Source organism: Devosia sp. CN2-171 (assembly GCF_049354815.1).
Lineage (GTDB): Bacteria > Pseudomonadota > Alphaproteobacteria > Rhizobiales > Devosiaceae > Devosia_A.
This window is the reverse complement of sequence record NZ_CP186479.1, coordinates 2140509-2167008: the sequence shown is the minus strand read 5'-3', so window position 1 is coordinate 2167008 and position 26500 is coordinate 2140509. Positions and strand designations below refer to the sequence as shown.

Annotated in this window: 29 protein-coding genes and 1 tRNA gene; 13 read left to right on the top strand and 17 right to left on the bottom strand. The window is 65.5% G+C overall.

What is annotated here, in order from left to right; genetic code table 11:
• The first annotated feature begins 138 nt into the window (after positions 1-138).
• Positions 139-1059 (top strand): methionyl-tRNA formyltransferase, encoded by a 921-nt coding sequence (fmt, locus tag ACOYW5_RS10695; protein WP_423069235.1) that lies wholly within the window; start codon positions 139-141, stop codon positions 1057-1059.
• Positions 1059-1796: a tRNA pseudouridine(38-40) synthase TruA gene (truA, locus tag ACOYW5_RS10690; protein ID WP_423069234.1), complete on the top strand. Its 738-nt coding sequence runs from the start codon at positions 1059-1061 to the stop codon at positions 1794-1796. Before fmt ends, truA begins: the two co-directional genes overlap by 1 nt.
• Here truA and ACOYW5_RS10685 read toward each other — a convergent pair.
• The 4 genes from ACOYW5_RS10685 to dapD are packed head-to-tail and all read right to left on the bottom strand — an operon-like array spanning position 1793 to position 4887.
• On the bottom strand, positions 1793-2368 hold the full coding sequence (locus tag ACOYW5_RS10685) for a hypothetical protein (RefSeq protein ID WP_423069233.1): 576 nt from the start codon (positions 2366-2368) through the stop codon (positions 1793-1795). The two genes, truA and ACOYW5_RS10685, sit on opposite strands and share 4 nt — an antisense overlap.
• A complete protein-coding gene (locus ACOYW5_RS10680; RefSeq protein ID WP_423069232.1) occupies positions 2368-2910 on the bottom strand; it encodes a hypothetical protein in 543 nt (180 codons plus the stop codon). The genes ACOYW5_RS10685 and ACOYW5_RS10680 overlap by 1 nt, the downstream gene beginning before the upstream one ends.
• Positions 2907-4040, bottom strand: coding sequence for a succinyl-diaminopimelate desuccinylase (gene dapE, locus ACOYW5_RS10675; protein ID WP_423069231.1), 1134 nt, complete (start codon positions 4038-4040; stop codon positions 2907-2909). The genes ACOYW5_RS10680 and dapE overlap by 4 nt, the downstream gene beginning before the upstream one ends.
• 1 nt (position 4041) lies before the next feature.
• Positions 4042-4887 carry a 2,3,4,5-tetrahydropyridine-2,6-dicarboxylate N-succinyltransferase gene (gene dapD / locus ACOYW5_RS10670; protein ID WP_423069442.1) on the bottom strand — a complete coding sequence of 282 codons (846 nt, stop codon included), beginning with the start codon at positions 4885-4887 and terminating at the stop codon, positions 4042-4044.
• A 116-nt stretch (positions 4888-5003) separates the two neighbouring features.
• Here dapD and ACOYW5_RS10665 point away from each other — a divergent pair, with 116 nt between their 5' ends.
• Positions 5004-5846, top strand: a complete 843-nt coding sequence (locus ACOYW5_RS10665; protein ID WP_423069230.1) for an LOG family protein — start codon at positions 5004-5006, stop codon at positions 5844-5846.
• 23 nt (positions 5847-5869) lie between these two features.
• Here the strand turns inward: ACOYW5_RS10665 and ACOYW5_RS10660 are convergent, their stop codons facing one another.
• Entirely contained in the window at positions 5870-6466 is a 597-nt protein-coding gene (locus tag ACOYW5_RS10660) for an NAD(P)H-dependent oxidoreductase (protein WP_423069229.1), read from the bottom strand.
• A gap of 26 nt (positions 6467-6492) precedes the next feature.
• Entirely contained in the window at positions 6493-7176 is a 684-nt protein-coding gene (locus ACOYW5_RS10655) for a pyrimidine 5'-nucleotidase (RefSeq protein WP_423069228.1), read from the bottom strand.
• A 99-nt stretch (positions 7177-7275) separates the two neighbouring features.
• Here ACOYW5_RS10655 and ACOYW5_RS10650 point away from each other — a divergent pair, with 99 nt between their 5' ends.
• A complete protein-coding gene (locus ACOYW5_RS10650) occupies positions 7276-8778 on the top strand; it encodes an MFS transporter (protein WP_423069227.1) in 1503 nt (500 codons plus the stop codon).
• A 161-nt stretch (positions 8779-8939) separates the two neighbouring features.
• Positions 8940-9908 (top strand): hypothetical protein, encoded by a 969-nt coding sequence (locus tag ACOYW5_RS10645; RefSeq protein ID WP_423069226.1) that lies wholly within the window; start codon positions 8940-8942, stop codon positions 9906-9908.
• Positions 9909-9921: 13 nt separating this feature from the next.
• On the opposite strand, the gene argB is transcribed toward ACOYW5_RS10645, so the two are convergent.
• Positions 9922-10830, bottom strand: a complete 909-nt coding sequence (gene argB / locus ACOYW5_RS10640; RefSeq protein WP_423069225.1) for an acetylglutamate kinase — start codon at positions 10828-10830, stop codon at positions 9922-9924.
• Between the two features lie 144 nt (positions 10831-10974).
• Here argB and ACOYW5_RS10635 point away from each other — a divergent pair, with 144 nt between their 5' ends.
• The 5 genes from ACOYW5_RS10635 (at position 10975) to ACOYW5_RS10615 (ending at position 14593) form a co-directional block, all read left to right on the top strand.
• A complete protein-coding gene (locus tag ACOYW5_RS10635) occupies positions 10975-11523 on the top strand; it encodes a sigma-70 family RNA polymerase sigma factor (RefSeq protein ID WP_423069224.1) in 549 nt (182 codons plus the stop codon).
• Positions 11520-12236, top strand: coding sequence for an anti-sigma factor (locus ACOYW5_RS10630; protein WP_423069223.1), 717 nt, complete (start codon positions 11520-11522; stop codon positions 12234-12236). Before ACOYW5_RS10635 ends, ACOYW5_RS10630 begins: the two co-directional genes overlap by 4 nt.
• Before the next feature lie 227 nt (positions 12237-12463).
• Positions 12464-13027: a fasciclin domain-containing protein gene (locus tag ACOYW5_RS10625; protein ID WP_423069222.1), complete on the top strand. Its 564-nt coding sequence runs from the start codon at positions 12464-12466 to the stop codon at positions 13025-13027.
• Between the two features lie 136 nt (positions 13028-13163).
• Positions 13164-13667, top strand: coding sequence for a peptide-methionine (R)-S-oxide reductase MsrB (msrB, locus tag ACOYW5_RS10620; RefSeq protein WP_423069221.1), 504 nt, complete (start codon positions 13164-13166; stop codon positions 13665-13667).
• A gap of 221 nt (positions 13668-13888) precedes the next feature.
• Complete coding sequence (locus tag ACOYW5_RS10615) at positions 13889-14593, top strand: glutamine amidotransferase-related protein (RefSeq protein WP_423069220.1); 705 nt, start codon at positions 13889-13891, stop codon at positions 14591-14593.
• Here the strand turns inward: ACOYW5_RS10615 and yihA are convergent.
• The 4 genes from yihA to rpmH all read right to left on the bottom strand — a co-directional run bounded on the left by yihA (position 14590) and on the right by rpmH (position 17706).
• Entirely contained in the window at positions 14590-15240 is a 651-nt protein-coding gene (gene yihA / locus ACOYW5_RS10610) for a ribosome biogenesis GTP-binding protein YihA/YsxC (protein WP_423069219.1), read from the bottom strand. The two genes, ACOYW5_RS10615 and yihA, sit on opposite strands and share 4 nt — an antisense overlap.
• An 84-nt stretch (positions 15241-15324) precedes the next feature.
• Positions 15325-17199: a membrane protein insertase YidC gene (gene yidC / locus ACOYW5_RS10605; RefSeq protein WP_423069218.1), complete on the bottom strand. Its 1875-nt coding sequence runs from the start codon at positions 17197-17199 to the stop codon at positions 15325-15327.
• The gene (gene rnpA / locus ACOYW5_RS10600) at positions 17199-17528 is read right to left on the bottom strand and encodes a ribonuclease P protein component (protein ID WP_423069217.1); all 330 of its coding nucleotides are present in this window, start codon (positions 17526-17528) and stop codon (positions 17199-17201) included. Before rnpA ends, yidC begins: the two co-directional genes overlap by 1 nt.
• Positions 17529-17568: 40 nt before the next feature.
• Positions 17569-17706, bottom strand: coding sequence for a 50S ribosomal protein L34 (gene rpmH / locus ACOYW5_RS10595; protein WP_291396073.1), 138 nt, complete (start codon positions 17704-17706; stop codon positions 17569-17571).
• Positions 17707-17982: 276 nt separating this feature from the next.
• Between rpmH and ACOYW5_RS10590 the strand changes: the two genes are divergently transcribed.
• The 3 genes from ACOYW5_RS10590 (at position 17983) to ACOYW5_RS10580 (ending at position 21078) form a co-directional block, all read left to right on the top strand.
• Positions 17983-19413 (top strand): dihydrolipoyl dehydrogenase family protein, encoded by a 1431-nt coding sequence (locus tag ACOYW5_RS10590; RefSeq protein WP_423069216.1) that lies wholly within the window; start codon positions 17983-17985, stop codon positions 19411-19413.
• Between the two features lie 54 nt (positions 19414-19467).
• Entirely contained in the window at positions 19468-20898 is a 1431-nt protein-coding gene (locus ACOYW5_RS10585) for a sensor histidine kinase (protein WP_423069215.1), read from the top strand.
• A 103-nt stretch (positions 20899-21001) separates the two neighbouring features.
• Positions 21002-21078: transfer RNA gene (locus ACOYW5_RS10580), tRNA-Arg, on the top strand.
• A gap of 229 nt (positions 21079-21307) precedes the next feature.
• Here the strand turns inward: ACOYW5_RS10580 and ACOYW5_RS10575 are convergent.
• From ACOYW5_RS10575 to ureE, 6 genes are all read right to left on the bottom strand, one after another.
• Positions 21308-22090 carry an urease accessory protein UreD gene (locus tag ACOYW5_RS10575; RefSeq protein ID WP_423069214.1) on the bottom strand — a complete coding sequence of 261 codons (783 nt, stop codon included), beginning with the start codon at positions 22088-22090 and terminating at the stop codon, positions 21308-21310.
• Entirely contained in the window at positions 22087-22737 is a 651-nt protein-coding gene (gene ureG, locus ACOYW5_RS10570; RefSeq protein ID WP_423069213.1) for an urease accessory protein UreG, read from the bottom strand. Before ureG ends, ACOYW5_RS10575 begins: the two co-directional genes overlap by 4 nt.
• Positions 22734-24431 (bottom strand): urease subunit alpha, encoded by a 1698-nt coding sequence (ureC, locus tag ACOYW5_RS10565; protein ID WP_423069212.1) that lies wholly within the window; start codon positions 24429-24431, stop codon positions 22734-22736. The genes ureG and ureC overlap by 4 nt, the downstream gene beginning before the upstream one ends.
• Before the next feature lie 5 nt (positions 24432-24436).
• Entirely contained in the window at positions 24437-25132 is a 696-nt protein-coding gene (gene ureB / locus ACOYW5_RS10560; protein WP_423069211.1) for an urease subunit beta, read from the bottom strand.
• Between the two features lie 15 nt (positions 25133-25147).
• The gene (locus ACOYW5_RS10555; protein ID WP_423069210.1) at positions 25148-25828 is read right to left on the bottom strand and encodes an urease accessory protein UreF; all 681 of its coding nucleotides are present in this window, start codon (positions 25826-25828) and stop codon (positions 25148-25150) included.
• A 217-nt stretch (positions 25829-26045) separates the two neighbouring features.
• Positions 26046-26492 carry an urease accessory protein UreE gene (ureE, locus tag ACOYW5_RS10550; RefSeq protein ID WP_423069209.1) on the bottom strand — a complete coding sequence of 149 codons (447 nt, stop codon included), beginning with the start codon at positions 26490-26492 and terminating at the stop codon, positions 26046-26048.
• Positions 26493-26500: the final 8 nt, after the last annotated feature.

Genomic DNA, 26500 nt, shown 5'->3' with positions numbered 1-26500 from the left:
CCCCCCAATCCGCGATGTCATTCCGGCGCAAGCCGGAATCCATCTTGAGGTGGCGCTGCCACCATCCAGGGGTTATGGGACCATCTCATGATGGACCCCGGCCTTCGCCGGGGTGACCCGGTGCAGGATAGCCGATCGATGCGCATCATCTTCATGGGCACGCCCGAGTTCGCGGTGCCCACCCTCACCGAGATCGTCTCGACCGGCCATGAGGTCGTTGCCGTCTATACGCGGGCCCCCAAGCCGGCGGGGCGCGGGCAGGCCGAGCGCAAGTCGCCCGTGCATGAGGCCGCCGAAGGTTTCGGCATTCCGGTATTCACGCCGCGTTCCCTCAGGCAATCGCCGGAGCAGGAGGTGTTCGCCTCGCTCGACGCCGATGTTGCGGTGGTGGTGGCCTACGGCCTGATCCTGCCCAAGCCGATCCTAGACGCGCCGCGTCTCGGCTGCCTCAATCTCCACGGTTCCCTCCTGCCGCGTTGGCGTGGCGCCGCCCCGATCCAGCGCGCGGTGATGGCCGGCGATGCCCGCACTGGCATCATGGTCATGCAGATGGACGAGGGCCTCGATACTGGCGCGGTCGGGCTCGTCGAAGAGATGCCGATCGGCCCGGACATGACCTCAGGCGAGGTCCACGACAAGATGATGCTGATTGGTGCCGACCTGATGGGCCGGGCGCTGGCCGCGCTCGATCGCGGCAGCCTGCACTTCACGCCGCAAGCCGAGGACGGTGTCACCTACGCCGCCAAGATCGACAAGGCCGAAGCCCGGATCGATTGGACCAAGCCTGCGGCCGAGGTGCACAACCTCATCCGCGGGCTGTCGCCGTTCCCGGGCGCCTGGTTCGAGCTGACGCTCAACGGCATCCCCACGCGCATCAAGGCGCTGCGCTCGACGCTCGTCAGCGGTAGTGGCCCAGCCGGCACGATCCTGCCCGATCTCACCATTGCCTGCGGCAGCGGTGCCGTCCGCCTCGTGGCGGTACAGCGCGAAGGCAAGGGCGCCATGGATGCGGCGACCTTCCTGCGTGGGGCCGGGGCTTTGCCAGAGCGGGCCGGCTGATGCCGCGCTATCGCCTGACCATCGAGTATGACGGCCGGCCCTTCTGCGGCTGGCAGCGGCAGGCGGGCGACCTCTCGGTGCAGCAGGTGCTGGAAGAGGCGATTGTGCGCTTCTCCGGCGAGACTGCCGTAACGCAGGCTGCAGGGCGCACCGATGCCGGCGTGCACGCGCTGGGGCAGGTGGTGCATTTCGATCTCGAGCGCGAGTGGGATCCGTTCAAGGTGCGCGAGGCCCTCAACTTCCACACCAAACCGCACCCGGTGGCGATCCTGACTGCGGATCGCGTCGGCGAGGCGTTCGAGGCTCGCTTTTCCGCCATCGCCCGGCACTACGAGTATCGCATCCTCAATCGCCGCGCCCGCCCCGCGCTCGATAGCGGCAAGGTGTGGCACGTGCCCATGGTGCTCGATGCCGATGCCATGCACGGGGCGGCGCAGCGCATCCTCGGCAAGCACGACTTCAGCACCTTCCGCGCTTCCGAGTGCCAGGCCAAGTCGCCCGAGCGCACGCTCGATGTCTTCGACGTAAGGCGCGAAGCGGAGGTGATCGTCGTCACCGCCAAGGCCCGCAGCTTCCTCCACTCGCAAGTGCGTTCGATGGTGGGCTCGCTGAAGCTGGTCGGCGAAGGCAAGTGGACGGCAAGCGACTTCCGCGCCGCATTGGACGCACGCGATCGCTCGCGCTGTGGCCCGCTGGCGCCGCCCGACGGGCTCTACCTGACGAAGGTCGATTACTAGCGGTTGGCTGCCGCGGCGATTTCCGCCAGCTGCTCCGGCGTCGGCGGGAACAGCATCACCAGCAGCAGCACCGCGGCGATCAATCCCACCGCCTGCGCGATGATCAGCAGCACGATCTGCATCGGCTTGAGCGTCATCACCAGCCGCGCGATGTTGATCGACACCACCACGCCCACGATGAGGAACAGGAAGCCGAGGAAGGTGAGGCCCATCAGAACCGTCACCAGCATCACTGCCGACAGGATGGCGTTGGCCCAGTTCACCGCCACGATGAACGGCACCAATGCATCCCATCGGCCGATCTGGCGCAGGTACAGTGCTGAAGTGCCGAGCACCGCCGCGTAGACGAGAGCGGTCTGCATCAGCGAGGAGAAGATGTGGCCAGCGCCGAGCAGCGCTGTCGCCACCAGTTCGGCAGCGGTCACGACCAGCACGGCGATGAAGCTCGTGACCAGCCCCGCCTGCGTGAACTTGAAATAGCCCGCCGCGCTGCGGTCGCCGGTCAGCAGCGCCAACAGGCCCCGCGCCGCCGCTTGGGTCTCTTCGACAATGGTCGTGTTCGACTCAGGCACTAAACAATCCCTTGCCCGCCGGTGGTCAGCATGTAGAGACCGAACGGGATGGCGGCAAGCAGCACAATGCAAAGAATGGCAAACGCGAAGGAAACGCCGAGGCTGAGCTTTCCGACCTCGCGCGCCGCCCGATAGAACATGAAACCGCGCACCCCGAGCAGCGCCAGCGCAGCGGCGTCGCTGTGCACATAGACGAGCGGCAGCGACAGAACCTGCACGATGCCGAGCGCATAGACGCTGGGAACGGCAACCGCCAACGCATCGGCGCGCATCAGCCGCGCCGTGCCCCAGGCCGCGATGACAATGGCTAACACCAGGATCAGATTGAAGAGCAGGCTGATGGCCACCTGCATCCAGGCCGGCACAGTGCCGGCGGCGAGGCCGAGGACCGCAATCGCCAGCAGGACGCTGACGACGTAGAACCCCATCGCGTTCAGCAGGCCGGCGCGCGTCAGGTTGAACTTGGCGATCGCATCAGGCTGCGCGGTCAGCAGGTCGAGCCAGCCGACCACCGCGCGCCACAGCTCGGAAAAGGCGTTCATCCGAGGTAGTTCGCGATGAACTGCGCGTAGAGCGTGGTCAGCTCCTCGAGGTCGGATAGCCGGATGTTTTCGTCGACCTTGTGCATGGTCGGGCCGGGCAGGCCGAACTCCACTACCGGGCAATAGTCGGCGATGAAGCGTGCGTCCGACGTGCCGCCACCGGTGGAGAGTTCCGGCGGAATGCCGGTGCGCCGGGCGATGGTCTCGATCAGCGTCTCTACTCCGCCGCCGAGGTCGGAGAGGAAGGAACGCGACGGGCGGCCCACCACCTTGAACTCGACGAGGGTGTCGCGCTTGTCCTGATTGGCGATCACGTCCTCGATCGCTTCGATCAGCGTCTCCGGCGTCCACCGGTCATTGTACCGCACGTTGAAGCGCAGGAGCGCCGAGGCGGGGATGACATTGGTCGTCGTATTGCCGACATCGGCCGAGGTGAACTCGAGGTTCGACGGCGGAAAGTGCTCCGAGCCGTCATCGAGCTTGCCCGAGAGCGCCAGCAGCAAAGTCGCGGCAACCGGCAGGGGGTTGTTGGCCTTGTCCGGGTAGGCGACGTGCCCCTGCGTGCCGGTGACGCGGACCTGTCCGTTGAGCGAACCGCGCCGGCCGACCTTTATGCTGTCGCCGACCCGGACGGTGGCACTCGGCTCGCCGACGATGGCGAAATCGAACCGATAGCCCTGGCTCTCGGCCCAGGCCATCAGCTTGTCGGTGCCGTTGATCGAGTCCGCTTCCTCGTCATTGGTAATGGCGAGCGAGATCGTGCCATCGGTCGGAGCGCGCGAGATCGCGGCGATGAAGGCGGCGATGCCGGACTTCATGTCGGCCGCACCGCGCCCATAAATCTTGCCATCGACGATATCCGCCGCGAATGGCGGATGGGTCCACGCCGCGGCGTCACCCGGTGTCACCACGTCGGTATGGCCGGCGAACAGCAGGTGCCTGCCGCCCCTCCCGCGCGTCGCGAACAGGTTGTCGACCGGGTACGACCCGTCACCCTCGAACCGCACCCGCTCGCAGGTGAACCCGAGCGGCACCAGCGCCGCTTCGAGCACATCGAAGACGTCGTGAAGCTCCGGGGTGACCGAAGGTTTGCGGATCAGGTCGGCAAGGAGTTGGACGGGGTCGACCACCTCAGTCCCGCAGCAGCTCGTTGATGCCGGTCTTGCTGCGCGTCTGGGCGTCGACGGTCTTGACGATCACGGCGCAATAGAGGTTCGGGCCTGGCTGCCCGTTCGGCAACGGCTTGCCGGGAAGGCTCCCCGAGACGACGACGGAATAGGGTGGCACCTTGCCGATATGCACTTCGCCGGTGGCGCGGTCGACGATCTTGGTCGAGGCGCTGAGGAACACGCCCATGGAGATAACCGAGCCCTCGCCGACGATGACGCCTTCCACCACTTCGGAGCGGGCGCCGATGAAGCAGTTGTCTTCGATGATCGTGGGGTTGGCCTGCATCGGCTCGAGCACGCCGCCGATGCCGACGCCACCCGAGAGGTGGACGTGCTTGCCGATTTGCGCGCAGCTGCCGACGGTCACCCAAGTATCGACCATGGTACCTTCATCGACATAGGCGCCGACATTAACGAAGCTCGGCATCAGGATGACGTTCTTGGCCACGTAAGCCGACCGGCGGGCGACCGCACCGGGCACGGCGCGGAAGCCGGCGTCGCGATAGGTGTTTTCGCTCCAGCCCTCGAACTTGGACGGCACCTTGTCCCACCACGAGGCGCCGCCGGGCGCACCGGGGATCATGGTGTTGTCGTTGAGCCGGAAGCTCAGCAGCACCGCCTTCTTCAGCCACTGGTTGACCGTCCACTCGGTCGGCGCCTGCCGTTCAGCGACCCGCGCCTTGCCGCTGTCGAGCAGGTTCAGCGCCTCGTTCACCGCCTCACGGACCTCGCCTGACGTGCCCGAGTTGATTTCGGCGCGCGCCTCCCAGGCGGCGTCGATGGTACGGGCGAGATCGGCGTAGGACATGGACTGGCTCTCTGGCGGGATAGTAAGCGCGGCGGACATTATCCCGCTCGCTTGGCCTGTCAACGATCCTTAACCCGGCGCGATGCAAGCTTGGGAGCAGTTTTCGGAGACTTGAAATGGCCAGACGCGCCGATACCCCGCTTCGTACCTCGGTCGAGGACCTGGATGCGGTAAAGAGCGCGCCTTCGACGCCGCAGACCGAAGCCGCCGCCTTCCGCCTCGCTTATTCCGACGAGGAGTTCATGACCAGCGAGGATACGCGCGGCGTGCGCTTCCAGCTGGAGTACCTGAAGACGGAGTTCCGGCTGCGCGAATACGGCATCCGCTCGACCGTCGTACTGTTCGGCGGCGCCCGCATCCCCGAGCCGGGCAAGCCGGCCTGGGCGGCGCGCAACGAGACGCAGAAGAAGAACCTCGAGGCCGCCTCGCGCTACTACGAGGAGGCGCGCCGCTTCGCCCAATATGCCTCGCTGACCTCCAAGGCCCTTGACCATCGCGATTTCGTCGTCGTGACGGGCGGCGGGCCCGGCGTCATGGAGGCCGGCAATCGCGGTGCCGACGACGTCGATGCCCCCTCGATCGGTCTCAACATCGTGCTGCCGCACGAGCAGACGCCGAACGCCTACATCACCCCGGACCTCTGCTTCAATTTCCATTATTTCGCGACGCGCAAGATCCACTTCCTGCTGCGCGCGCGGGTCGTGGCGATCTTCCCCGGCGGCTTCGGCACGATGGACGAGTTCTTCGAGACGCTGACGCTGATCCAGACGGGCCGCATGGAGCGCGTCCCGCTCCTGCTGTTCGGCAAGGAGTTCTGGGCCAAGGTGATCAATTTCGAGGCGCTGGCCGAAGCCGGCACCATCGCGCCTGATGATCCGTACCTGTTCACCGTGGTCGACAGCGCCGAAGAAGGCTGGGACGTGGTCCGCGCGCACTACAATTTGCCGGAACTGACGTAGGCGGGCTGAGGGGCGGCCGCACCCTAGAACTGGGCGAACCGCTGCTCGACCTTCTGCGCGAACTTTTCTCGCGCCTCCGGCGAGATGTCGTAGATGGAGTGCTGCGCCAGATACAGGTGTTTCACGCCGAGGCCGCCGCAGGTGGCCTTCAACCCGCGCAGCAGCAGCTTTCTCGCCGGATCCTGCATCAGCAGCTGGTTGTAGAACCAGGGCGAGCCGCAGGTGGTGACCACGCCCATCCGAGTGAGGTTCCGCAGAGCCGGCTTGATGAGACCTCCGCCCGGCGGCTGTTCAAAGGCGACGCCCGGACGCCATACCCGATCGAAATAACCCTTTAGGATCGCCGGCATGTCCGACCACCAGGTGGGAAAGCAGAATACGCAGGCGTCGGCCCATCTCAGCGCGCCGATGTAGACCTCTAGGTCCTGCGGCGGCGGCCGTGTCCGCTCCTCCTGCCCGTGCCACTCCTCCTCCCCCATCACCGGGTCGAACTTCATCGCGTAAAGGTCGAAATCGATGACCTCGTCGCCCCTGGCCTTGAGGGTCCGCAGGATCCGCTGGTGCAGCGACGCCTGGTAGCTGTCGGCAGCCGGATGCGCATAGACGACGTTGACCTTCATGGCGAGCGCCCCCTGCGCCCATTAGATTATGGCAGCTTCCGCAAAAACCCCGCCAGGTCCGCCGTCATGTGATGCACATGTGCGCCGCCGGTCCGTTCCAGTTCCCACGCCTCGACCTGTTCGTGGGTGAACGCTTCCGATGCGATCACCTGTACGGTGGTCATGCCCGTATCGTGCGGGACCCTCAGGTTCTTTTCGAGGTCGTCGAACATCGCCGCGCGCCGCGCGTCGATGCCGTGCTTGTCGAAGAACTGCTGGTAGGCCTCAGGCAGGGGCTTGGGCTTGTAGCCCATGGCGCGGATATCGAAGATGTCCTCGAACAGATCGTCGGCATTGCCGAGGCGGCCGAGTACGGCGCGGGCATGCCCGACATCGCCGTTGGTGAGGATGAACTTGCGGCCGGGCAGGGCGCGGATCGCATCGACGAGATCGGGATGCGCGGCAATCGGCGAATAGTCGATCGCATGCACAGTATTGAGGAAGTGGTCGGGATCGACCTCGTGCCGCTGCATCAGCCCGTTCAGCGTCGTGCCGTAATCGCGGTAATAGGTCTTCTGCAGGGCCCGCGCCTCGTCGAACGGCAGCTGCGTCACGCCCACCATGTAATGCGAGATGAGCATGTCGATCTGCGCGAACAGGTTGCACTCGCGCGGGTAGAGCGTGTTGTCGAGGTCGAATACCCAGTCGGTGACGTGGGATAGTGACCGCATCTTAGTCAAATCATTCATCGCGCTACTATGCCAGACATCATGGTGCGGTTACACGTGCGAATTGATCAGGCCACCTGTGCCGCCAGAGGTTGTTAGTAGATGACTGCCCAATTCCACGTGCCGCAATCGAAGGCCGATGCCGATCCGCGCCGCTGGATCGCGCTCGCCGTGCTGTTGCTCGCAAGCTTCATGAACCTGATCGACGTGACCATCGTCAACGTAGCGCTGCCCAGCCTGCAACAGAACCTCGGCGCCGACTCGACCCACATCGAATGGGTCATTGCCGCCTATGTGCTGAGCTTCGCGCTCGGCCTCCTGCCCTTCGGCAGGCTGGGCGACATCGTCGGCCGCACCAAGATGTTCCTGATCGGCGTCGCCGCGTTCACACTGGCTTCGGCGTTCTGTGGCCTTGCCCCCTCGATCGAGTGGCTAATCTTTGCCCGCGTACTGCAGGGCCTTGCCGGTGCGGCCATGACCCCGCAGGTGCTCGCCATCGCGCAGGTGACCTTTCCGCCCGAGGAAAAGGGCCAGGCGTTCTCGTTGTTCGGCCTCAGCGCCGGCCTTGCCGCCGTCACCGGCCCGATCGTCGGTGGCCTGCTGATCGGCGCGAACTTCTTCGGCCTCGACTGGCGCCCGATCTTTCTGGTCAACATCCCCTTCGGCATCCTCGCCGTCGTCGCCGGCTGGTACCTGATCCCGCGCACGCCCGGCCATCCCGGGCTCAAGAACGACTTCGTTGGCATTGCCCTGTTCGGCGCCGCCGTGGTGGCCATCGTTTTCCCGATGGTCGAGGGGCACTCGCTCGGCTGGCCGACCTGGCTGTGGGGCCTGATGGCTCTGGGGCTGCTGCTGGCCGGTATCTTCGTGATCTGGGAGCGCCACCGTGCCCGGCAGGACGCTCCGCAACTGCTCAACTTCAGCCTGATCAGCAACCCGAATTACCTGCTCGGTCTGCTCATCACCACCGTCTTCGCATCCGGCGTGCCGGCTATGTTCATGGTGATCTCGCTGATGCTGCAGTCCGGCTACGGCTTCAGCCCGCTCGAGTCCGGGCTGGTCAACACGCCATTCTCGGTCGGTGTGCTCGCCGTCTCGCTGTTCATCGGTCGGCTCGGCCAGCGCTACCTGCGCACCCGCCTTGCGGTCGGCGCGGCGACGCTGGTGGTCGGCATTGCCTGGCTCGATCTCACCATCCGCAGTCTCGGCCCGGAGATCAATCATTGGCAGTTCCTGCCGCCGCTGCTGATCGCCGGGCTTGGCCTGGGGCTCGGTTTCTCCGGCCTGTTCCAGTCGGTACTCGCGGGTGTACCGCCGCGCGATGCCGGCGCCGGTTCGGGTGCGCTGCAGGCGTTTCAGCAGATCGGCGGGGCCGTCGGTGTGGCGCTGGTGGGTGAGATCTTCTTCACCCAGCTCGCCGCCAACTTCGCCGCCGGCGAGGCCCCACATGTTGCCTTCGCCGAAGCCGCCGCGCCCGCGATCATCTACCAGATCGTCTCGTTCGGCCTCGTCGTGATCCTGGTGCCGTTCCTCACGATCAAGCGGCCCGAACCGCCCGGGCAGGGGCGCGCCGAAGCGGCTCCCCCGGTTGTCGCCGAGGCTTGACGCAGAGGGCGCCGCGAGGCGCCCTTCGCCCCAGAGTGGCAGGTTTACCACTGGCTAACCACCCGTTTCGATATCTGTTCGAATGCCACAGATCGGTCCGGCTCCGCCCACAATCCGGCCCTGCCTCGATGCGACGAGGCTGGGCCAGACCGGAGCCCGCCATGAACAGCCTGACGACATTCGCCGCGACAGCCACCGCATTCTTCATCCTGGGGCTCACGCTGGCGCTGCCGACGAAGAGCGCCGAGCCTCTGCCGGCCAACTTCCTCTACACCAGCGCCGGAGAGCTGGAGAGTAACGCGGCCATTCTCGCCCGGCCGGATATCGAGGGCGTGCAGGTCGTCTACAACTGGAAGCGGCTCGAGAGGGCCGAGGGTGAGTATGACTTCAGCCAGATCGACGCCGACCTCGCCACGGCGGAGAAGCTCGGCAAGAAACTGGTCATCCAGGTGCAGGACCGCTTCTTCTCACCAGAGGCCCGGAACATCCCCGAGTACCTGTTGACCGAAGCGCAATATGGCGGCGGGCTGGTTCCGCAGGTCGAAGAGGGAAAATCGGAGGGCTACGGCTGGACCACCATGCAGTGGAACCCGGCGGTCCGGGCCCGTTATCAGGCCCTGCTGCATGCTCTGGCGCAGCGCTTCGACGGCAAGGTGTTTGCAGTGAACCTGCCGGAGACGGCGATCGACGTGACCGAGGCGCCGGACGATACGGGCTTCACCTGCGACGGGTATTTTGCCGCCGAACTGGAGAATCTCACAGCCGCTCGCGCCGCGTTCAAGGCGTCGCACGTGGTGCAATACGTGAACTTCTGGCCGTGCGAGTGGGAGGACGACCGTCAGTACATGAGCCGGCTGTTTGAGCATGCCGCAACGAACGGGATCGGCCTCGGCGGTCCGGACATCGTGCCGTGGCGCAAGGGGCAGATGAAGAACTCCTACCCGTTCTTCAACCAGTACAAGGGCAAGCTCGATTTCGTCGGCATGGCCGTGCAGGAGCCGACGCTCGCCTACACCAACGAAAAGACGGGCAAGTCTTTCACCCGCGAGGAGTTCGTCGAATTCGCCACCGACTATCTCGGGGTGAACGCGATTTTCTGGAGCGCCGAGACGCCGTGGCTGAACCGGTAGCGGCGGGTGCCGCTTACCGTACGATCAGTGTACCGGCACCGTGTTCGGTGAAGAGCTCGACCAGCACCACGTGCGGGGTCTTGCCGTTGAGGATGACGACGCCTTCGACACCGTTGTCTAGTGCCTCGAGGCAGGTCTCGACCTTGGGGATCATGCCGCCCGAGATGGTGCCGTCGGCGATCAGTGCCTTGGCGTCGCGCATCGAAAGCTCAGGAATGAGCTTCTTGTTCGCGTCCAGCACCCCGTCGACGTCGGTCAGGAACAGCAGGCGCTTGGCGCCGAGCGAGCCGGCGATCGCACCGGCAAACGTGTCGGCGTTGATGTTGTAGGTATTGCCGTCGCGTCCGGGCGCCACCGGCGCGATCACCGGGATCATTTCGGAACGGGCGAGCGTATCGAGCAGGGTACGATCGACCTCCACCGGCTCGCCGACAAAGCCCAGATCGAGCACGCGCTCGATGTTCGAGCCCGGATCCTTGATGCGCTTCTCGGCCTTCTTGGCAAAGACCATGTTGCCGTCCTTGCCGCAGAGCCCGATGGCCCACTCGCCCTCGGCATTGATCAGCGCGACGATCTCTTTGTTGATCGAGCCGGCGAGCACCATCTCGACGACTTCCATCGTCCGCTTGTCGGTGACCCGCAACCCGCCCTCGAACTTGCTCTCAATGCCGAGGTTCTTCAGCATCGAGGCGATCTGCGGGCCGCCACCATGCACGACGATCGGATTGACGCGCGACTGCTTCAAGAGCGCGATGTCGCGGGCAAAGGCCTGGCCGAGGTTGACATCGCCCATGGCATGGCCGCCGTATTTCACAACGACGGTCTTACCCTCGTAGCGCTGCATATAGGGGAGCGCCTGGCTGAGAACGCCAGCGTCGCGGGTAAAGCTCTCGAGATCGGGCATCTTGCGCAGAGTATCCATTTTGCTTCGTCCTATAGCGCATTCCGTTGGAGTCGAAAGCGCTTTTGCGCCCGCGCCGGCCTTCAAACAGGACAATGGCGAAGATTTCGTGACCGCCCGGCGAGGGGATAGGCAGCGGCAGGACCTTTGGCTAAGGTCCGGCGCATGACGAGCGGTACCGCCTCCGACATCGCCGATCTCATCGCCCGCACCGCGCTCAGGGATCGCGCGGCGTTTCGCGATCTCTACAGCCGCACCAGCTCGAAACTATTCGGTGTGACGCTGCGTATTCTCAAAGACAGATCGGAGGCCGAAGAGGCGCTTCAGGAAGTCTACGTCAAGATCTGGCAGCGGGCCGACCGCTATGTGGCGGGTGGCTACAGCCCGATCAGCTGGCTGGTGGCGATCGCTCGCAACCACTCGCTGGACATATTGCGGGCGCGCAAGCCGATGAGCGACGACATCGATGCCGCGATCGACCTGGCGGACGGGGCTCCCGATCCCGAACAGGCAACGATCGACAGCTCGGAGAGGACGCGCATCGACGGGTGTCTCGATACGCTGGAGGCCGACAAGGCCGATTGCGTTAGGGGCGCCTACCTCGACGGCTATAGTTACGAAGAACTGGCGACGCGCCACAGCGTGCCGCTCAACACGATGCGAACCTGGCTCCGCCGGAGCCTGATCAAACTGAGAGAGTGCCTCACGGCATGAGTACCGAAGGACACAGCAGCAGCGGGGAGGACGACCAGGTTCTGGTCGCCGAATACGCGCTCGGCCTTCTGGAAGGGGGCGAACGCGCCGCCGTGGCTCGCCGTATCGCCGGCGAGCCGGTGCTGGCTGCCGACCTGCGGCTCTGGCGCAACCGGCTCTCGACGCTCGACAATGAGTTTGCCGAAGTCGCCGCCCCTGCCGGGGTGCTCTCGCGCATCGAGAACCGGCTGTTTGGCGCTACCAAGGCGGGCGCGGGTGGCTTGTGGAACTCGCTCGCCCTGTGGCGTGCCCTTACCGCGACGGCCGCTGCGGTCGCAGTCGTCGCCATCGGCGTCAACCTGCTCCAGCCGCGTGTCGATCCCACAGCTTTCGCCACCCAGCTCGTGGCCGCCATCCAGGCGCAGGAAGGCAGCGGTGTCGAGTTCGTCGCCATCTACAACGAGGCGCTGGGAGAGGTTCGCATCACGTCGCTCAAGGGCGATGCCGTCGCCGACAAGGACTACGAGCTCTGGTACATCAAGGGTGATGCGCCGGCCGTCTCGATGGGTGTGCTGCCGGTCAATGAGCGGCGCGAGATCCCGATCGACGCGGCTACGCGACCCAATATCGGGCCGGGTACGGTCTTTGCCGTCACCCTAGAGCAGAAGGGCGGCTCGCCGACCGGTGTGGCCCAGGGTCCGATCGTGGCCGTCGGTACGGCGACGCCGATCTGACGCCTGCCCGATTTCCCATTCAGCGGCTCGCACTTGGCGGGCCGTTTTTGTTTCCGGCGCCGGGCGCGGCCCGTACGAAGCTGACGCCGCAAAAGTTTCGCTTCAGCGCGCGAATAAACCTCGCCCAGCGAAAATGTGATCCGAAACTGGATCGATGGACCTTCCGTAACTCCGCCTGTCACACCGCAAGACCAATGCGGGCAACAGTCAAAAGGAAGGAACAGTCAATGAAACTCTCCACTCTGCGTGTACTTGCCGCCGCGGCCATGCTGTCGGTCTCCGCCATCGGCTCTATTGCCTATGCCGAGAATCCGATGGTCGGCGGCGCGCCGATGTCCGAGACCAAGGACATCATCGACAACGCCGTGAACTCGGCCGATCACACGACGCTGGTTGCCGCTGTGAAGGCCGCCGGTCTCGTCGACACGCTGAAGGGCGCGGGGCCGTTCACCGTGCTCGCCCCGGTCAATGCCGCCTTCGACGCCCTGCCGGCCGGTACGGTCGACAGCCTGCTGAAGCCTGAGAACAAGGACCAGCTGGTCAAGATCCTCACCTGCCACGTCATCGGGGCCAAGGCCCTCTCCACCGACATCACCAAGATGGCCATGGACGATGGCGGCACTCACGAAGTAACCACTGTCGGCGGCTGCAAGCTCTGGCTCAAGGCCGATGGCGGCAAGGTCACCATCACCGATGAATCGGGCGGCGTCGCCACCGTGACAATCGCCGACGTGATCCAGTCGAACGGCGTGATCCACGTCATCGACAAGGTGCTGCTGCCCAAGATGTAACGTTCACGGCTTCGGCCGCGAATAACACATCGACACGCGGACCCGTGTCCCGTCCTTATGGGCGGGACACAGCCATTTGTACTGCTCGCTCGACCGCCTGCCGCTAGACTGAACCAAGCTCGAAAGGGGCGATCCCATGACCACCAGTCGCCGCAATTTTCTCCTCGGCACCAGTGCTGTCGCCGCACTCGGCGCCGCTGCCTTCTTCTTCCGTCCGATGGGGAGTTCGCGTGCCGCCGAAGGCACGTTCGAGTTCACCCTCACCGACGAGGAGTGGAAGAAGAGGCTCAGTCCGATGAGCTACCAGGTGCTCCGGCACGAACATACCGAGCACCCGGGGACGTCCGAACTGCTCTACGAGCACCGCGTCGGCACCTTTGCCTGCGGCGGTTGCGAACTCCCGCTGTTCGACAGTGCCACCAAATACGAGAGCGGGACCGGCTGGCCGAGCTTCTACCAGCCGCTCGAAAACGCCGTGGGCGAGTCGACGGACACGTTGCTCGGCTATCCCCGCACCGAAGTGCACTGCCGCCGCTGCGGCGGGCATCTCGGCCATGTGTTCGACGATGGCCCGCAACCGACGGGCTTGCGCTACTGCATGAACGGCGCCGCACTGGTCTTTCACCCGGCCGAGGGGTGAGCGGGACGCTGACTGAAACAGACGACCCCCTCCCATCCTCCCCCATAAAGGGGGAGGTGCCGCTCAGTGCTGAGGGCACTATCGAAAACACAAGCTCGACTCTTCACCTCCCCCTTTAAGGGGGAGGATGGGAGGGGGCAGTCTCGGCTTCAGTCAGCGCAACCCTGCTCCGACTTCCACCGATCTTGCGCCGTTTCACGAACCGCGCCATCTGTGACTGAATGAAGCTCACTATTATCCAGACCGGCGACGTCCCGGCGCCGTTGCGGCCGCAGTTCGGCGCCTATCCCCCGATGTTCAAGCGCATGTTCGACGAAGCCGGCCAGGCCTTCGAATACGAGACTGTGCCCATCTACGACGGCGCCGGTTTTCCCGATCCGGGCAAGCTCGAAGGCGTCCTGATCACCGGCTCGGCCGTCGGCGTCTACGAGGATCACGCCTGGCTCGATCCGTTGCGGGCTTTCATCCGCACCGCTTATGCGGCGAACACGCCGATGCTCGGCATCTGCTTCGGCCACCAGATCATGGCCGATGCGCTGGGCGGCGATGTGCGAAAATCCGAGAAGGGCTGGGGCCTTGGCCGTCACACCTATCAGGTGAAGGCGCGGCCCGGCTTTCTCGCCACCGATTTGCCGGCGCTCTCCATCGCCTGCTCGCATCAGGACCAGGTGATCACGCCGCCCGTGGAGGCGGAGGTATTCCTCGGCTCGGAGTTCACCCCCAATGCCGGCCTCGCCTACAAGAACGGCAAGGCCCTGAGCCTCCAGCCGCATCCCGAGTTCCTCGACGACTACACGCTGGCGCTAGCCGAGCTGCGCCGGGGTAAGGCGCCGGATGAACTGGTCGATAAGGCACTGGCATCAGTCGCAACGCCTTCGCACAGCAAGGATGTGGCCGGCTGGCTGGGCGCGTTCCTCAGCCGCTAGTGCTCCAGCAACTGCCGGATCTCTGCCCGTAACTGCTCCATGCCGAACTTGGTCTCGCTCGAGGTGAGGACGATTTCGGGATGTGCGGCGGGGCGCTTTGCAATGGTGTCGCGGGTCTTCTTGATGGCGGCGTCGAGCTCGGCCTTGGTCGGCTTGTCGGCTTTGGTGATCACCACCTGGTAGCTCACCGCCGCCTTGTCGAGCTCGTTCATCACCGATTTGTCGTTGGCGTTCGGGCCATGGCGGCCGTCGATCAGCACGTAGACGCGGCGCAGGTTCGGCCGGCCGGTGAGGTACTGGTGGATCAGCCTGGTCCACTGCTTGACCTTCGCCTCGGGCGCCTTGGCAAAGCCATAGCCTGGCATGTCGACGATGCGCAGATCCGCATGCTGGCTATCGAAGATATTGAGCTCCTGCGTCCGCCCCGGCGTGTTGGAGGTGCGGGCGAGAGCCGTCGTGCCGGTCAGCGCATTGATCAGCGAGGATTTGCCGACGTTCGAGCGCCCGGCGAAGGCGATCTCCAGCTTGTCCGCCTCCGGCAGGTCGGCGAGGCGCACGCAGCCCTTGATGAAGACGAACGGGCGCGCGAACAGCAGCCGTCCGGCTTCGATCTGGTCGTCGCTAAATTTGGCGGGCGTGTCGTTCATGGGCGTTCAATAGGGGAGACCGGCGAATAAGGAAAGGGCCGCGCACCGTACGATGCGCGGCCCTCGAATTACGTGGGTCTAGCCTCAGCTCGCCTTGCCGCCGGCGGGCTTTTCTTCAACCTTGGGCTTGCGCTTGAAGCTCGCCGCGATGTTGCCGAGCAGGTCCACTTCGGCGCCGTGGCGCTTCATAATGAACCACTGCTGCGTCACCGACAGCAGGTTGTTCCAGGCCCAGTAGATCACGAGGCCGGCCGGGAACGTGCCGAGCATGAATGTAAAGATCACCGGCATCCAGTTGAAGATCATCGCCTGAGTCGGATCCGGCGGCGGCGGATTGAGCCGCATCTGCACCCACATGGTCACGCCCATGATGAGCGGCCAGATGCCGAGATGGAGCAGGCCGCCGATCACCGGCAGGGCCACCGGGTTCCACGGGATCAGGCCGAACAGGGTGAAGATATTGGTCGGATCGGGGGCCGCGAGGTCGACGATCCAGCCGAAGAACGGCGCATGACGCATCTCGAGCGAGATGAAGATGACGGTGTACAGAGAGAAGAACACTGGGATCTGGATCAGGATCGGCCAGCAGCCCGCGAGCGGGTTAATCTTCTCTTTCTTGTAGAGCTCCATCATCGCCTGCTGCTGCGCAGCACGATCGTCCTTGAAGCGCTCCTGGATCGACTTCATTTCCGGCTGCACGCGCCGCATCGCCGCCATCGACTTGTAGGAGCGGTTAGCCAGAGGGAAGAAGATCGCCTTGACGATGACCGTCACCGCGAGGATGGCAAGGCCGAAATTGCCCAGGATCCCGTAGAGGAAGTTCAAGAGGTCGAACATCGGGCGGGTGATGAAGTGCAGCCAGCCCCAATCGATCAGCAGTTCCAGCCGGTCGAAGCCATAGGTCTTGTCGTAGCTGTCGATGATATGGGTCTGCTTGGCACCGGCGAAGGCGTAGGTCTTGCTCTCGGCCTTGCCGCCGGCCGGCACGATGACCGGGGTGCTTTCGACGAAGCTCGTCTGGTAGACGTCGATGGCGCCTTGCTTGGTCGCCGAGAAGCGTGCGTTCAGCGGCGAGCCGGGGAGCGAGTGGATCGCGGTCGCCCAGTACTTGTCGCCGATGCCGACCCAGCCGCCGGTTGCCGACGTCCAGTCGATCTGGCCGTCATGGACGACGTCCGAGTATTTCTTCGAAACGAGGTTGTTCGCGCCGAGCACGCCGAGCGGGCCTTCGTGCTGGACGAAGAAGTTCGCCACATGCGGCGTGCCCTGGCGCACGATGCGCGAATAGGGGTAGAGCGCGATATCGCCGGCGGTGGTGTTCTCCACCGACTGGACCACGGTCACCAGATAATGGTCGTCGACGGTGAAGTTGCGACGGAAGATCAGGCCCGCGCCATTGTCCCAGCGCAGCGTCACCGGCGTTGCGACGGTGAGCGAAGCATTGTCGCCTTCGACCGTCCAGACGCTGTTGCCGTCCGGAAGGGCATTGGTGCTGCCCGCCGCGGGGGCCCAGCCGCCCTCGATATAGTAGCCGTTCGGCCCGCCCGAGGGGCTGAGGAGCGTAATGATCGGCGAGTTCGGATCGACCGTCTCGCGGTAGTCCTTGAGCTGGACGTCGTCGAGGCGCGCACCGGTAAGGCTGATCGAGCCCGCCAGCGCCGGCGTATCGATGCTGACACGCTGCGAGGCCGCGAGGGCCGCTTCGCGCGTGGCGAAGCTACCGGCGATGGTGGTGTCGGTCACGGCGACCTGCGCTGCTCCGGCAGCGGCGGTGCCGGCGGCCGGCGTCGCGAGGCCGGTGTCAGCGGGAGCCGTCGTCTGCTGGGCAGCCTGCTGGGCCTCGGCGCGCCGCTGCGCCTGCTCGAGCTGCGGCCCGGCCACGAAGAACTGCCATCCGAACAGCACCACGATGCTGAGCACGATCGCGATGATCATGTTGCGGTTGTTTTCGGACTGCATCAGCTCTTCTTCTTCAGGTGAATCTTGGAAATCGAGGCGTTGAGCTCGCTGACGAGCTCCGCAAACGGTGTGCTCAGCGCGTCGCGGCGTCCGACCAGCACATAGTCATGTTGGGGCTGGAAGCTCGACTCGCAAGCCTTGGCGGCGGCTCTGAGGCGACGCCGGATGCGATTACGCTCCGGCGAGTTGCCCTGCTGCTTGGTAACGGTGAAGCCGATACCGGGTTCGTCGAGCGCGCGGTCGTTCGACTGCAGCGAAAATGCAGAGCGCCCGACGCGCTTGCCTCGGGCGACTCCAACAAATTCGGATCGATTCTTCAGGCGCCGCACAGCGCCCTCCTCAGATATGGCCGTGTGCACGGCCACAGTCTTAGGCCGACAGCTTCTTGCGGCCGACGGCGCGACGGCGAGCCAGCACCGCGCGGCCATTCTTGGTTGCCATACGGGCGCGGAAGCCATGCCGGCGGGTGCGGACCAGAGTGCTCGGCTGGAAAGTGCGTTTCGACATACGATCTGACCACGCCGGCGCGCGGTTCCCTAATTCTGCTGACTAGAGCAAAGCAATTGGCATGCCGGCCGGACCCATCGAGTGGTCCACGGCAGATTTCGGCGCTGTATATGGAATTGGTCCACCGAAGTCAACGCGACCCGCCTGCGTCAGTTCGGCTTTTATGCAGCGGATTTCCACTGTGGCTTGGCCTTCGCCACTATTGCCCGGCACGAGGCCGGTGTTATTGAGGCAGGACAGGGGTTTGGGGCCCCGTGAAGAACACCGGGGACGCGATTGGCCGACATCCTAACTCCCGACCTGTGCGTCATCGGGGCCGGATCTGGCGGCCTCGCGGTCGCCGAGCTGGCGCGGGCCTATGGTGCCAGCGTCGTCCTCGTCGAAAAAGGCACGCTCGGCGGCAATGCCCTCAACACCGGCGCCGTGCCGGCCAAGGCGCTCGCGGCAGCGGCGGCCCATGCCCGCAACGTCCGTGACGGCGGCCAGTTCGGGGTCACCGTGGAGGAAGCGAGAGTCAACTTCCGCCGTGTCCACGATCACATCGAGCAGGTGATCGCCGCGCTGTCGCCGGCGAGCGCTGTGTCGCGGCTCGGGGCGCTCGGCATCGACGTCGTCAAGGGCACGGCCCGGTTCATCAATCGCAGGGCGGTTGTCGTCGGCGACACCGAGATCCGCGCTCGCCGTTTCGTCATCGCCACCGGGGCCCGCTCCGTGGTGCCCGCGATCGCCGGCGTCGATGGGGTGCCCTATTTTACCGCCGACACCATTCTCGACAATACGCGCAAGCTCACCCATCTCGTCGTGATCGGCACCGGCGCCATCGCCATCGAGCTGGCCCAGGCCTACGCCCGCCTCGGTACCGAGGTGACGGTGATCGGCAGCGGGGCATTTCTCCCCGGCCTCGACCCCGAACTCGCTGCAGTTGCCTTGAAGCGGGTGGCGGAGGAGGGGGTGCGGCTGGTGCCCAATGCCGCCGTCACCGCCATCCAGTCCCGCTCGATGGGCATCGGCGTTGCCGTGCATGACGGCGAGACGGACCTGCTGCTCGACGCGTCGCACATCCTGATTGCCGGTGAGCGCATCCCAAATCTCGACGGCCTCGACCTCGCCAAGGCGGGCATCAGGCTGGAGAAGAGCCGCCCTGCCTTCCTGCAGCTCACGGCGGGGCTGCGCACCACCAATGCGCATGTCTATGCGGTCGGCGACGTCGTGGGCAGCCAGTCGGTACCCGCCGCCATGGGGCAGGCGGAAGCCGTGGTCCGTAGCGCCGTGCTCGGTGCGCTGGCCCGGCCCAGCGGCCTAGTGCCGCGCCTCGTCTCGACCGATCCGGCGATCGCCGAGATCGGGCTCACCGAAACCACCGCGCGCACCAAGCACGGCGTCAGCTTCCGCGTCACCCGCTGGGCCTTTGCCGATAACGACCAGGCCCGCGCCGCGCGCCAGACCTATGGCCTCGCCAAGCTCGTCACTGACCGCTCTGGCAGGATCATCGGTGCTGGGGTCGTCGGAGCGGGGGCGAGCGAGCTTGTTGCCTTGTTCTCGCTCGCCATGTCCGCCGGCATGAAGGCCGGCGACCTGGCGTCGCTGACGGTGCCCTATCCTTCTGTCGCCGAGATCGCGGTGCGGCTCGGCGCCGAGTTCCGCCGCGGCGAGTTGCAGAGCCCCTTGGTCAAATACTGGGCGGCGCTGACCCGTCTCCTCGGTTGATCCGACCCTTATCGCACTGGCAAGGCCGGGTTTTTCCCGGTAAGCATCGCTCAAATGGCCACACCGACCCGTGCGATGCCGGGCCCGTTCTCGGGCCTCTCCGTCAAGCTGATCGCCACGCTTATCGTGGTGATCCTTGCGGTTGAGGTGGTGATCTATCTCCCCTCCGCCGCGAGTTTCCGCCAGAGCTGGCTCAACGACCGGCTGCGCGTCGGCACCGTCGCCGCCCGTGTGCTCGATGCCGTGCCCGATGCCATGGACCTGCCGCGCATGCTGACCGACCGCCTGCTGACCTCGGCGGGCGCCATCGCCATTGTCTATCGCCGCGAGGGCCAGAGCCAGCTGATCGAGCTCGAGGGCGCTGAGACCCCGCGGGAGGCGCTTACCGTCGATATGCGTCAGCGCGACCCGGCGACGCTGATCCTGGGCGCGCTCGATACGCTGCTCTTCGGCTCGAACCGGACCTTGCGCATCGTCGGCAACGAGGACGGCCAGGCCGACCGCACCATCGAGGTGCTGATGCCCGAGGCGCCGCTCCGGGCCGAGCTGCTGCTCTACTCGCGCAACCTGTTCTTCCTCTCGGTGATTCTCGCCATCATCACCTCGGCGGTGCTCTACGTCTTCGTGTCGCGCATCCTGATCGCGCCGATCCGCCGCCTGACCGGCAATCTCGTCGAGTTCTCCGGCGCTCCCGAGAACGCTGCGCTCATCGTCGTGCCGTCCGACCGGCGCGACGAGATCGGCATCATGGAGCGCGAACTGGCGGCGATGGAATCGGACATCTATTCGATGCTGCGCCAGCGCCGGCACCTCGCCGATCTCGGCCTCGCCGTGGCCAAGATCAATCATGACCTCCGCAACACCCTGACCTCTGCCCAGTTGCTCTCCGACCAGGTCGCCAATGTCGACGATCCCAAGGTGCAGCGGCTGGCGCCGCGCCTCGTGCAATCGATCGACAAGGCCATCGGTTTTGCCCAGTCGGTGCTCGACTACGGCCGCCAGAGCGCCACGCCGCCGCGTCCAGTGCCGGTGGACCTGCACCTCCTGCTCGACGAAGCGGCCTTCGATGCGGGCCTCGTGGGGCACCCAACGGTGCGCTGGCGCAACGGTGTGCCGGACGCCGTCACCATTTCAGCTGACCCGGATCAGTTCGCCCGCATCTTCGATAACCTCTTGAAGAACGCGCGCGAGGCGCTCGAGGCCGCCAACGGCAAGATCGAAGCGCCCTATGTCGAGATCGGTTATTCCGAAACCGCGGACTGGCTGACGCTCTCGGTTTCCGACAACGGGCCGGGCCTGCCGCCACGGGCCCGCGACAATCTGTTCGTCGCCTTCGAGGGCTCGGCCCGGGCTGGCGGCACCGGGCTGGGCCTCGCCATTGCCCGCGAGCTGACCGAAGCCCATGGCGGCAAGATCGGCTTCGTCGACCAGCCGCAGGGAACCCGCTTCGACGTCACCCTGCCGCGCAGCATCCGCATCGCCTGACGCTGTCACCGGAACGTCAAAATTCGCATGGCTTCCCGGCTTGCAATGCCGCAACTCCCAATGTATGGGTCACGCCGTTCGCCGGAAACACCACCGGCCGTGCGCGCCCTTAGCTCAGCTGGATAGAGCACCAGACTACGAATCTGGGGGTCAGGAGTTCGAATCTCTTAGGGCGCGCCAATCTCTTCCCCTTGCCGCATAGCGTGGTTCCAAGATCGACCGCGTGACAGGGATGCTCCTTGGGCTTGCGCTAGTAGCATCCGCTGGTTCGGAGACGGTTGTGGACGCTTGTCCGAACGCCGATACCAGACCGCGATTCCAACGGAAAGAGAAGCGGGGAGACGCTGGCCAGAACGACAATTCTCCCAAAGAGCGTGGCGTGTCAGGGAAACTCGGCGTCACCTCCGCTTCATCGCGATCGATCGATCAACCCGATCGCGGCTCTAATCGGACGCAGATCGCTCGCGGCGAGGCGGATGGACCAGCCGAGGTCGAAGGGCAGGCAGCTGGTGGCGGCGTAGAGGTTCGGGATTTCGGGAAGCTCGGGGGCCTGGCGGCCGATGAGCAGGATCGTGCCGAAGGCGCGATAGTCTTTTCCGATCAATGGGTTGGTGAGGTGCTGGCGGTCGAGCAGCACGATCTCGCCGTTGCGGCGGATGGTGAGGGTGTTGTCGAGTTCGCGGAACAGCCGCCCGGTCGCCGCGGGGTCGTGGAAGGTGAAGGCGTCGGTGAAAAGCACTGTGCTGCCGGCACTTAGCTCGATGTCGGTGGTCTGGTGGTGCGCGGCTTCGGGGAAGAGGATCCGCGCCTCGGGCAGATAGGCGAGCCGGCTGCCCGGATCTAGGGTGATGTTGAGGCGCTCACGGCTCATGTTGCCGGGGCGGGCGCGGCTGATGGTGGTGGCGCCCTGGTAGGTGACGCGGACATTGGTGCCTTCGGTCAGCCGGAGGTTGGTCGTGAGATTGTCGCGATCATGAACGGGTCCGCCGCTGTTCTGAACGAGCACATGGGTCAGCGTCGCTGCCGCATTGTCCTGACCATCCTGAACGGATGATAAAGGCTGGCTGAACGTCCGCATCAGCACATAGGGGTAGCGGAACAGCCGGCGATCGAGCACCGTCCGGCCGTTGCGGACAACGAAGCTCAGATCGAGCTGGGCGCCCTCCGTCTCTGAAATCGTGACGTGCTTCACGCGCGGAACAGGACCTCGCGTTCGATGAGGTCGACCACCGCTTCGATGCCTTCACCCTTGCGGCAATTGGTGAGCAGCACTGGGCGATCGTTGCGCACCGACTTCGCCTCGGCATGCATGCGCTCGAGATCGACGCCGACATAGGGGGCAAGGTCGGTCTTGTTGATGACGAGGAGGTCGGAGCGGATGACGCCGGGACCGCGTTTGCGGGGAATGTCGTCACCGCCAGCGACGTCGATGACGAACATCCAGAAATCCGTGAGGTCGCGCGAAAAGGTCGAGGCAAGATTATCGCCACCGGACTCGAGGAGGATAAGTTCGACGCCGGGGAAGCGACGCTCGAGCTCATCGGCGGCCTCGATGTTGAGCGTGGGGTCCTCGCGGATGACGGTATGCGGGCAGGCGCCGGCTTCGACGGCCGAAACGCGGGCCGGATCGATCAGGCCGGAGCGGCGGACGCGCTCGGCGTCCTCGGCGGTGACGAGGTCGTTGGTGATGACGGCGATGTCGATGCCGCGCGCCATCAGCGCCGGGATCAGCCGCTCGACCATCGCGGTCTTGCCCGAGCCGACCGGACCGCCGATGCCGACGCGCGCGGCGCCGATGGGTTTTGCTCCGACGGTACGCGTCGGGGAAAGCTCGTTCATCGCAGCATGTACCTCCGCATCAGCGGGACTTTCTTGACCGGCTCGCACATCAGCAGCTTGCCGTCGGCGCGGACCTCGAAGGTCTGCGGGTCGACCTCGATCCACGGCAGCAGATCGTTGCGGATCATGTGCTTCTTCCTGAGGTGGCGGACCGACTTGATCGGCAGCGTGGTCTTGCTGAGCCCGAGCGACCCGGTGACGCCGGCATCGATGGCGAGCTTGGACATGAAGTTGAAGCTGACCCGCTGCGTCGCCATGCCGAGCCCGCCCCACATGTGCTTTTGCACCTGCGGCTCGGCGACGCCCAGACTGCCATTGCCGTCACCCATTGCCTGCCAGGTGATGGCGCCATTCTTGATGACGGTCCATGGCTTCACGCCGAACGAGGCGCGCGGCCAGAGCACGAGATCGGCGATCTTGCCCACTTCGATCGAGCCGACATGGTCGTCAATGCCGACGGCGATGGCCGGGTTGATGGTGAGCTTGGCCACATAGCGCTTCACCCGCTCATTGTCGGCGCGGGCGGTCGTCTCCTCGGGCAGGCGCCCGATGCGCTCCTTCATCACCGAGGCGAGCTGCCAGCACTTGGCGACGTTCTCGGCGAGCCGGCCCATGCCCTGCGTGTCTGTGCCGAAGATCGAGATCGCCCCCATGTCGTGGAGGAAGTCCTCGGCGGCGACCGTGCCGGCGCGCACGCGGGACTCGCCGAACAGCAGGTCCTCGGGCGTGTTGTAGTTGAGGCTGTGGGCGATCATCGACATCGGCAGCCCCTCCTCCATCGCATACTGGGTGTAGGGGTTGGTGGGGTTGGTCGATGAGGGGATGACATTGTCGTAGGAGCAGACCTTCAGGAGGTCCGGCGCATGGCCGCCGCCTGCGCCTTCCACATGGTACATGTGGATGGTGCGATCGGCGCAGGCCGCCATGGTGTCTTCGGCGAAGAGGAACTCGTTGATGGTGTCGGTGTGGAGATGCACCGCGAAATCGTTGCGGTCGGCGGCGATCAGCGAGCCGTCGATGACGCTGGGCGCGGCGCCCCAATCTTCATGGATCTTGATGGCGGCGGCACCGGCCGCGACCGATTCCTCTACCGCCTCCGGGCTGGTGCTGCCGCGTCCGAACAGGGCGTAGTTGACGGGCGAGCTCTCCATGCCCTGCAGCAGCAGCCCAAACGAGCGCGTGGTGCCCGAACCGACATCGAGCGGACCGCCGCCGACCAGCGTCGTGGTGCCGCCAGCCAGCGCGTGCTCGGATTGCTCGGGCGAGCCGATATGGGCGTGGCTTTCGACGGCACCAGCGGTGACGATGAAGTTGTTGCCGGGTATCTGCTGTGTGGTGCTGCCGACCAGCATGCCGGGGGTGACGCCGGGCATGGTGTGCGGGTTGCCGGCCTTGCCGATGCCGGCGATGCGGCCATCCTTCATACCGATATCGGCCTTGATGATGCCGGTCACGGCATCGATGATGGTGGCGCCGTAGATGACGATATCGAGGATGCCGTCGCTCGGGCGGGCATAGGGGTCGATGCCCTCGCCGTCGCGGAGGTTCTTGCCGGCACCCAGCACCAGTTCGTGGCCATAGACGGCGTAGTCGTGCTCGATTTCGACCAGCAGCTCGGTATCGCCGAGCCGGATGACGTCGCCCGTGGTCGGGCCGTAGAGCCGGGCATAGGCGGCGCGGGATAGTGTCGACATGTGGTTCAGGCTCCCTTGTAGCCGCGAGCCCGGGCCAGCTCGAGGCCCGCAGCTTTCGCCCCGGCACTGTCGAGCGATCCGTTGACGAGGCCGGCCTGGCCCTGGACGACACGATTGCCGGCAATGGGGGTGAGCCGGACCGATTGCGGCACGCCGGGCTCGAAGCGGATGCCCATGCCGGCGGGGCGATCGAGCTTCATGCCCCAGGCGGCGGCACGGTCGAATTCGAGCGCGCGGTTGGTTTCGAAGAAGTGCGTGTGGCTGCGCACCTGGATATCGCGATCGCCGGTGTTGACGACGTCGAGCGTGACGCTCTCGCCATCCTCGAAGAAGGTGATCTCGCCTTCCGGGCTGAAGATCTGGCCGGGATAGGAGTCTTCGAGGAGCGGCTGGTGCCCGATGCTGATCGGCTCGAACAGCACGAGGAGCTTGGTGCCCTCGGCGAACGCGCACTCGATATAGATCATTGGCGTCATTTCGGCGACGCCGGGTTCGACATCGTCGGTGGTGAGCAGCCGGCTCGCCATGTCGCGGATCTCGGCATAGGGCATGTCGCGGCGGGCGGCGAGCATGACCTCGTCGGTCAGCAGCGCCACAGCTTCCGGGTGGCTGAGGCGGATGCCGAGCTTGCGATTCCGGCGCGCCATTTCGGCGGCGGTGAAGATGGTCAGGCGATCCATCTCGGTGGGCGTGAGGTTCATTGCTCTTCCCTGAAACTAGGTGGCGAACATGCGGACATGGCGGGAGGGGCCACGGGCGACGGCGATATCGATCAGCGGGGTGAAGCTGGAGGGGATGGCGCCGGCGTCTGGTGTATCCGCGAGCAGTTCGGCGAGGACGGCGCGGGCGCTGGTCATCGAGCGCTGTGCCTCGATATGGCCGACGATGCCGAGGCGGGTCGCGGCGGAGACGAGGCCGGTGACGAGCGTCCAGCCGGAGACGAGTTCGGCGGCATCGAGGGTGAGGCCGGCATCGCGGTAGGCGATGGCTTGGACAACGGGCAGGTGACCGAGGCGCGGGTCAGCGGAGACCATCTGGCGGTAGGTGACGGAACCCGAACCGCCAAGTTTGACGGCAACGCCGAGCAGAGCCTTGCCGGCGCGGTGCGAGCCTTCGCGCATCTCGGCCGAGAGGGTGACGGCTTCGGCGAGGCGGTCGGTTGCGGCGACGAGTTCGAGATCCGGCGCGATGAAGGCGCGGCGGAGGAGGACGCGGTCCATCGTCTGCCAGCGGTGGCCCAGGTGGTCGGCGATGAAGCCGTCGAGCTGGGCGGGGGAGTCGAGGAGGCCGTCGGCGGCGAGGCCCTCGATGCCCCAGGAAAAGGCGAAGCCGCCGGCGGGGTAGGCACTGTCGCCGTATTGGAGGAGGGCCAGGGCGGTGGCGGGGGTGAAGGTCATGGGAGCGACCCAGGTGCGGGGTGAACTAGGGCCGGTGCGTGGGGTCGCCCCCTCCACCGGCTTCGCCGGTCCCCCTCCCCCGCTACGCAGGGGAGGATCACGACTGCGCCGCCGGTGCGCCGACCATTCCAGTGGCACGGTCTCTCCGTGATCCTCCGTGACCACGGTGGAGGGGGACGGCCGCAGGAGGTGGAGGCGGCGACCACAAGCACCGAAATCAAGACGGCACCTCTTCCACTTCACCACTCTCCAGCAGCGGCAATATCCGCGCGCGGTAGGTGTGGAGCGGCGCATCCAGAAGCACGTGCAGCACGTCGCCGTCGAACCGGACGCGCCAGTGGAGGTTGCCGGCGTTCCAGCCGAGTTTCAGCGAAGCGGCCTGGTCGACTGGGCGGAGGCTCCAGATTTCCTGTTCGCCGAAGCGCGCGATGATGGCGCGCTCCGGATCGAGGAACAGCACCGCGCCATCGACGAGATCCTCGTCGCGATCGAGGCTGACGGCGCAATCGGTGCCGCGATCGGTGACGAGGCGGAAGCGCTTGCGGCCGGCATCGGAAGGCGGGACGAACAGCAGCTCGATCCCGTCACGGTGCTCGAGCTCGTGGATGAGGCCGGCATAGGCCGCATCGTGAGCCGTTCCGATGATGCCGTGGAGCCGCAGCATACCGGTCT

What these genes read in the sequence shown, in the direction of transcription:
- yidC (WP_423069218.1), bottom strand. Translation starts at nt 17,199, where the DNA reads ATGCAGTCCGAAAACAACCGCAACATGATCATCGCGATCGTGCTCAGC.
- dapD (WP_423069442.1), bottom strand. Translation starts at nt 4,887, where the DNA reads ATGTCCTACGCCGATCTCGCCCGTACCATCGACGCCGCCTGGGAGGCG.
- rpmH (WP_291396073.1), bottom strand. Translation starts at nt 17,706, where the DNA reads ATGTCGAAACGCACTTTCCAGCCGAGCACTCTGGTCCGCACCCGCCGG.
- ACOYW5_RS10680 (WP_423069232.1), bottom strand. Translation starts at nt 2,910, where the DNA reads ATGAACGCCTTTTCCGAGCTGTGGCGCGCGGTGGTCGGCTGGCTCGAC.
- ureB (WP_423069211.1), bottom strand. Translation starts at nt 25,132, where the DNA reads ATGAACCTCACGCCCACCGAGATGGATCGCCTGACCATCTTCACCGCC.
- ureG (WP_423069213.1), bottom strand. Translation starts at nt 22,737, where the DNA reads ATGAACGAGCTTTCCCCGACGCGTACCGTCGGAGCAAAACCCATCGGC.
- ACOYW5_RS10615 (WP_423069220.1), top strand. Translation starts at nt 13,889, where the DNA reads ATGAAGCTCACTATTATCCAGACCGGCGACGTCCCGGCGCCGTTGCGG.
- ureC (WP_423069212.1), bottom strand. Translation starts at nt 24,431, where the DNA reads ATGTCGACACTATCCCGCGCCGCCTATGCCCGGCTCTACGGCCCGACC.
- ACOYW5_RS10650 (WP_423069227.1), top strand. Translation starts at nt 7,276, where the DNA reads ATGACTGCCCAATTCCACGTGCCGCAATCGAAGGCCGATGCCGATCCG.
- ACOYW5_RS10630 (WP_423069223.1), top strand. Translation starts at nt 11,520, where the DNA reads ATGAGTACCGAAGGACACAGCAGCAGCGGGGAGGACGACCAGGTTCTG.
- ureE (WP_423069209.1), bottom strand. Translation starts at nt 26,492, where the DNA reads ATGCTGCGGCTCCACGGCATCATCGGAACGGCTCACGATGCGGCCTAT.
- ACOYW5_RS10585 (WP_423069215.1), top strand. Translation starts at nt 19,468, where the DNA reads ATGGCCACACCGACCCGTGCGATGCCGGGCCCGTTCTCGGGCCTCTCC.
- argB (WP_423069225.1), bottom strand. Translation starts at nt 10,830, where the DNA reads ATGGATACTCTGCGCAAGATGCCCGATCTCGAGAGCTTTACCCGCGAC.
- ACOYW5_RS10635 (WP_423069224.1), top strand. Translation starts at nt 10,975, where the DNA reads ATGACGAGCGGTACCGCCTCCGACATCGCCGATCTCATCGCCCGCACC.
- ACOYW5_RS10665 (WP_423069230.1), top strand. Translation starts at nt 5,004, where the DNA reads ATGGCCAGACGCGCCGATACCCCGCTTCGTACCTCGGTCGAGGACCTG.
- ACOYW5_RS10655 (WP_423069228.1), bottom strand. Translation starts at nt 7,176, where the DNA reads ATGCGGTCACTATCCCACGTCACCGACTGGGTATTCGACCTCGACAAC.
- ACOYW5_RS10555 (WP_423069210.1), bottom strand. Translation starts at nt 25,828, where the DNA reads ATGACCTTCACCCCCGCCACCGCCCTGGCCCTCCTCCAATACGGCGAC.
- ACOYW5_RS10645 (WP_423069226.1), top strand. Translation starts at nt 8,940, where the DNA reads ATGAACAGCCTGACGACATTCGCCGCGACAGCCACCGCATTCTTCATC.
- msrB (WP_423069221.1), top strand. Translation starts at nt 13,164, where the DNA reads ATGACCACCAGTCGCCGCAATTTTCTCCTCGGCACCAGTGCTGTCGCC.
- ACOYW5_RS10660 (WP_423069229.1), bottom strand. Translation starts at nt 6,466, where the DNA reads ATGAAGGTCAACGTCGTCTATGCGCATCCGGCTGCCGACAGCTACCAG.
- yihA (WP_423069219.1), bottom strand. Translation starts at nt 15,240, where the DNA reads ATGAACGACACGCCCGCCAAATTTAGCGACGACCAGATCGAAGCCGGA.
- truA (WP_423069234.1), top strand. Translation starts at nt 1,059, where the DNA reads ATGCCGCGCTATCGCCTGACCATCGAGTATGACGGCCGGCCCTTCTGC.
- ACOYW5_RS10625 (WP_423069222.1), top strand. Translation starts at nt 12,464, where the DNA reads ATGAAACTCTCCACTCTGCGTGTACTTGCCGCCGCGGCCATGCTGTCG.
- fmt (WP_423069235.1), top strand. Translation starts at nt 139, where the DNA reads ATGCGCATCATCTTCATGGGCACGCCCGAGTTCGCGGTGCCCACCCTC.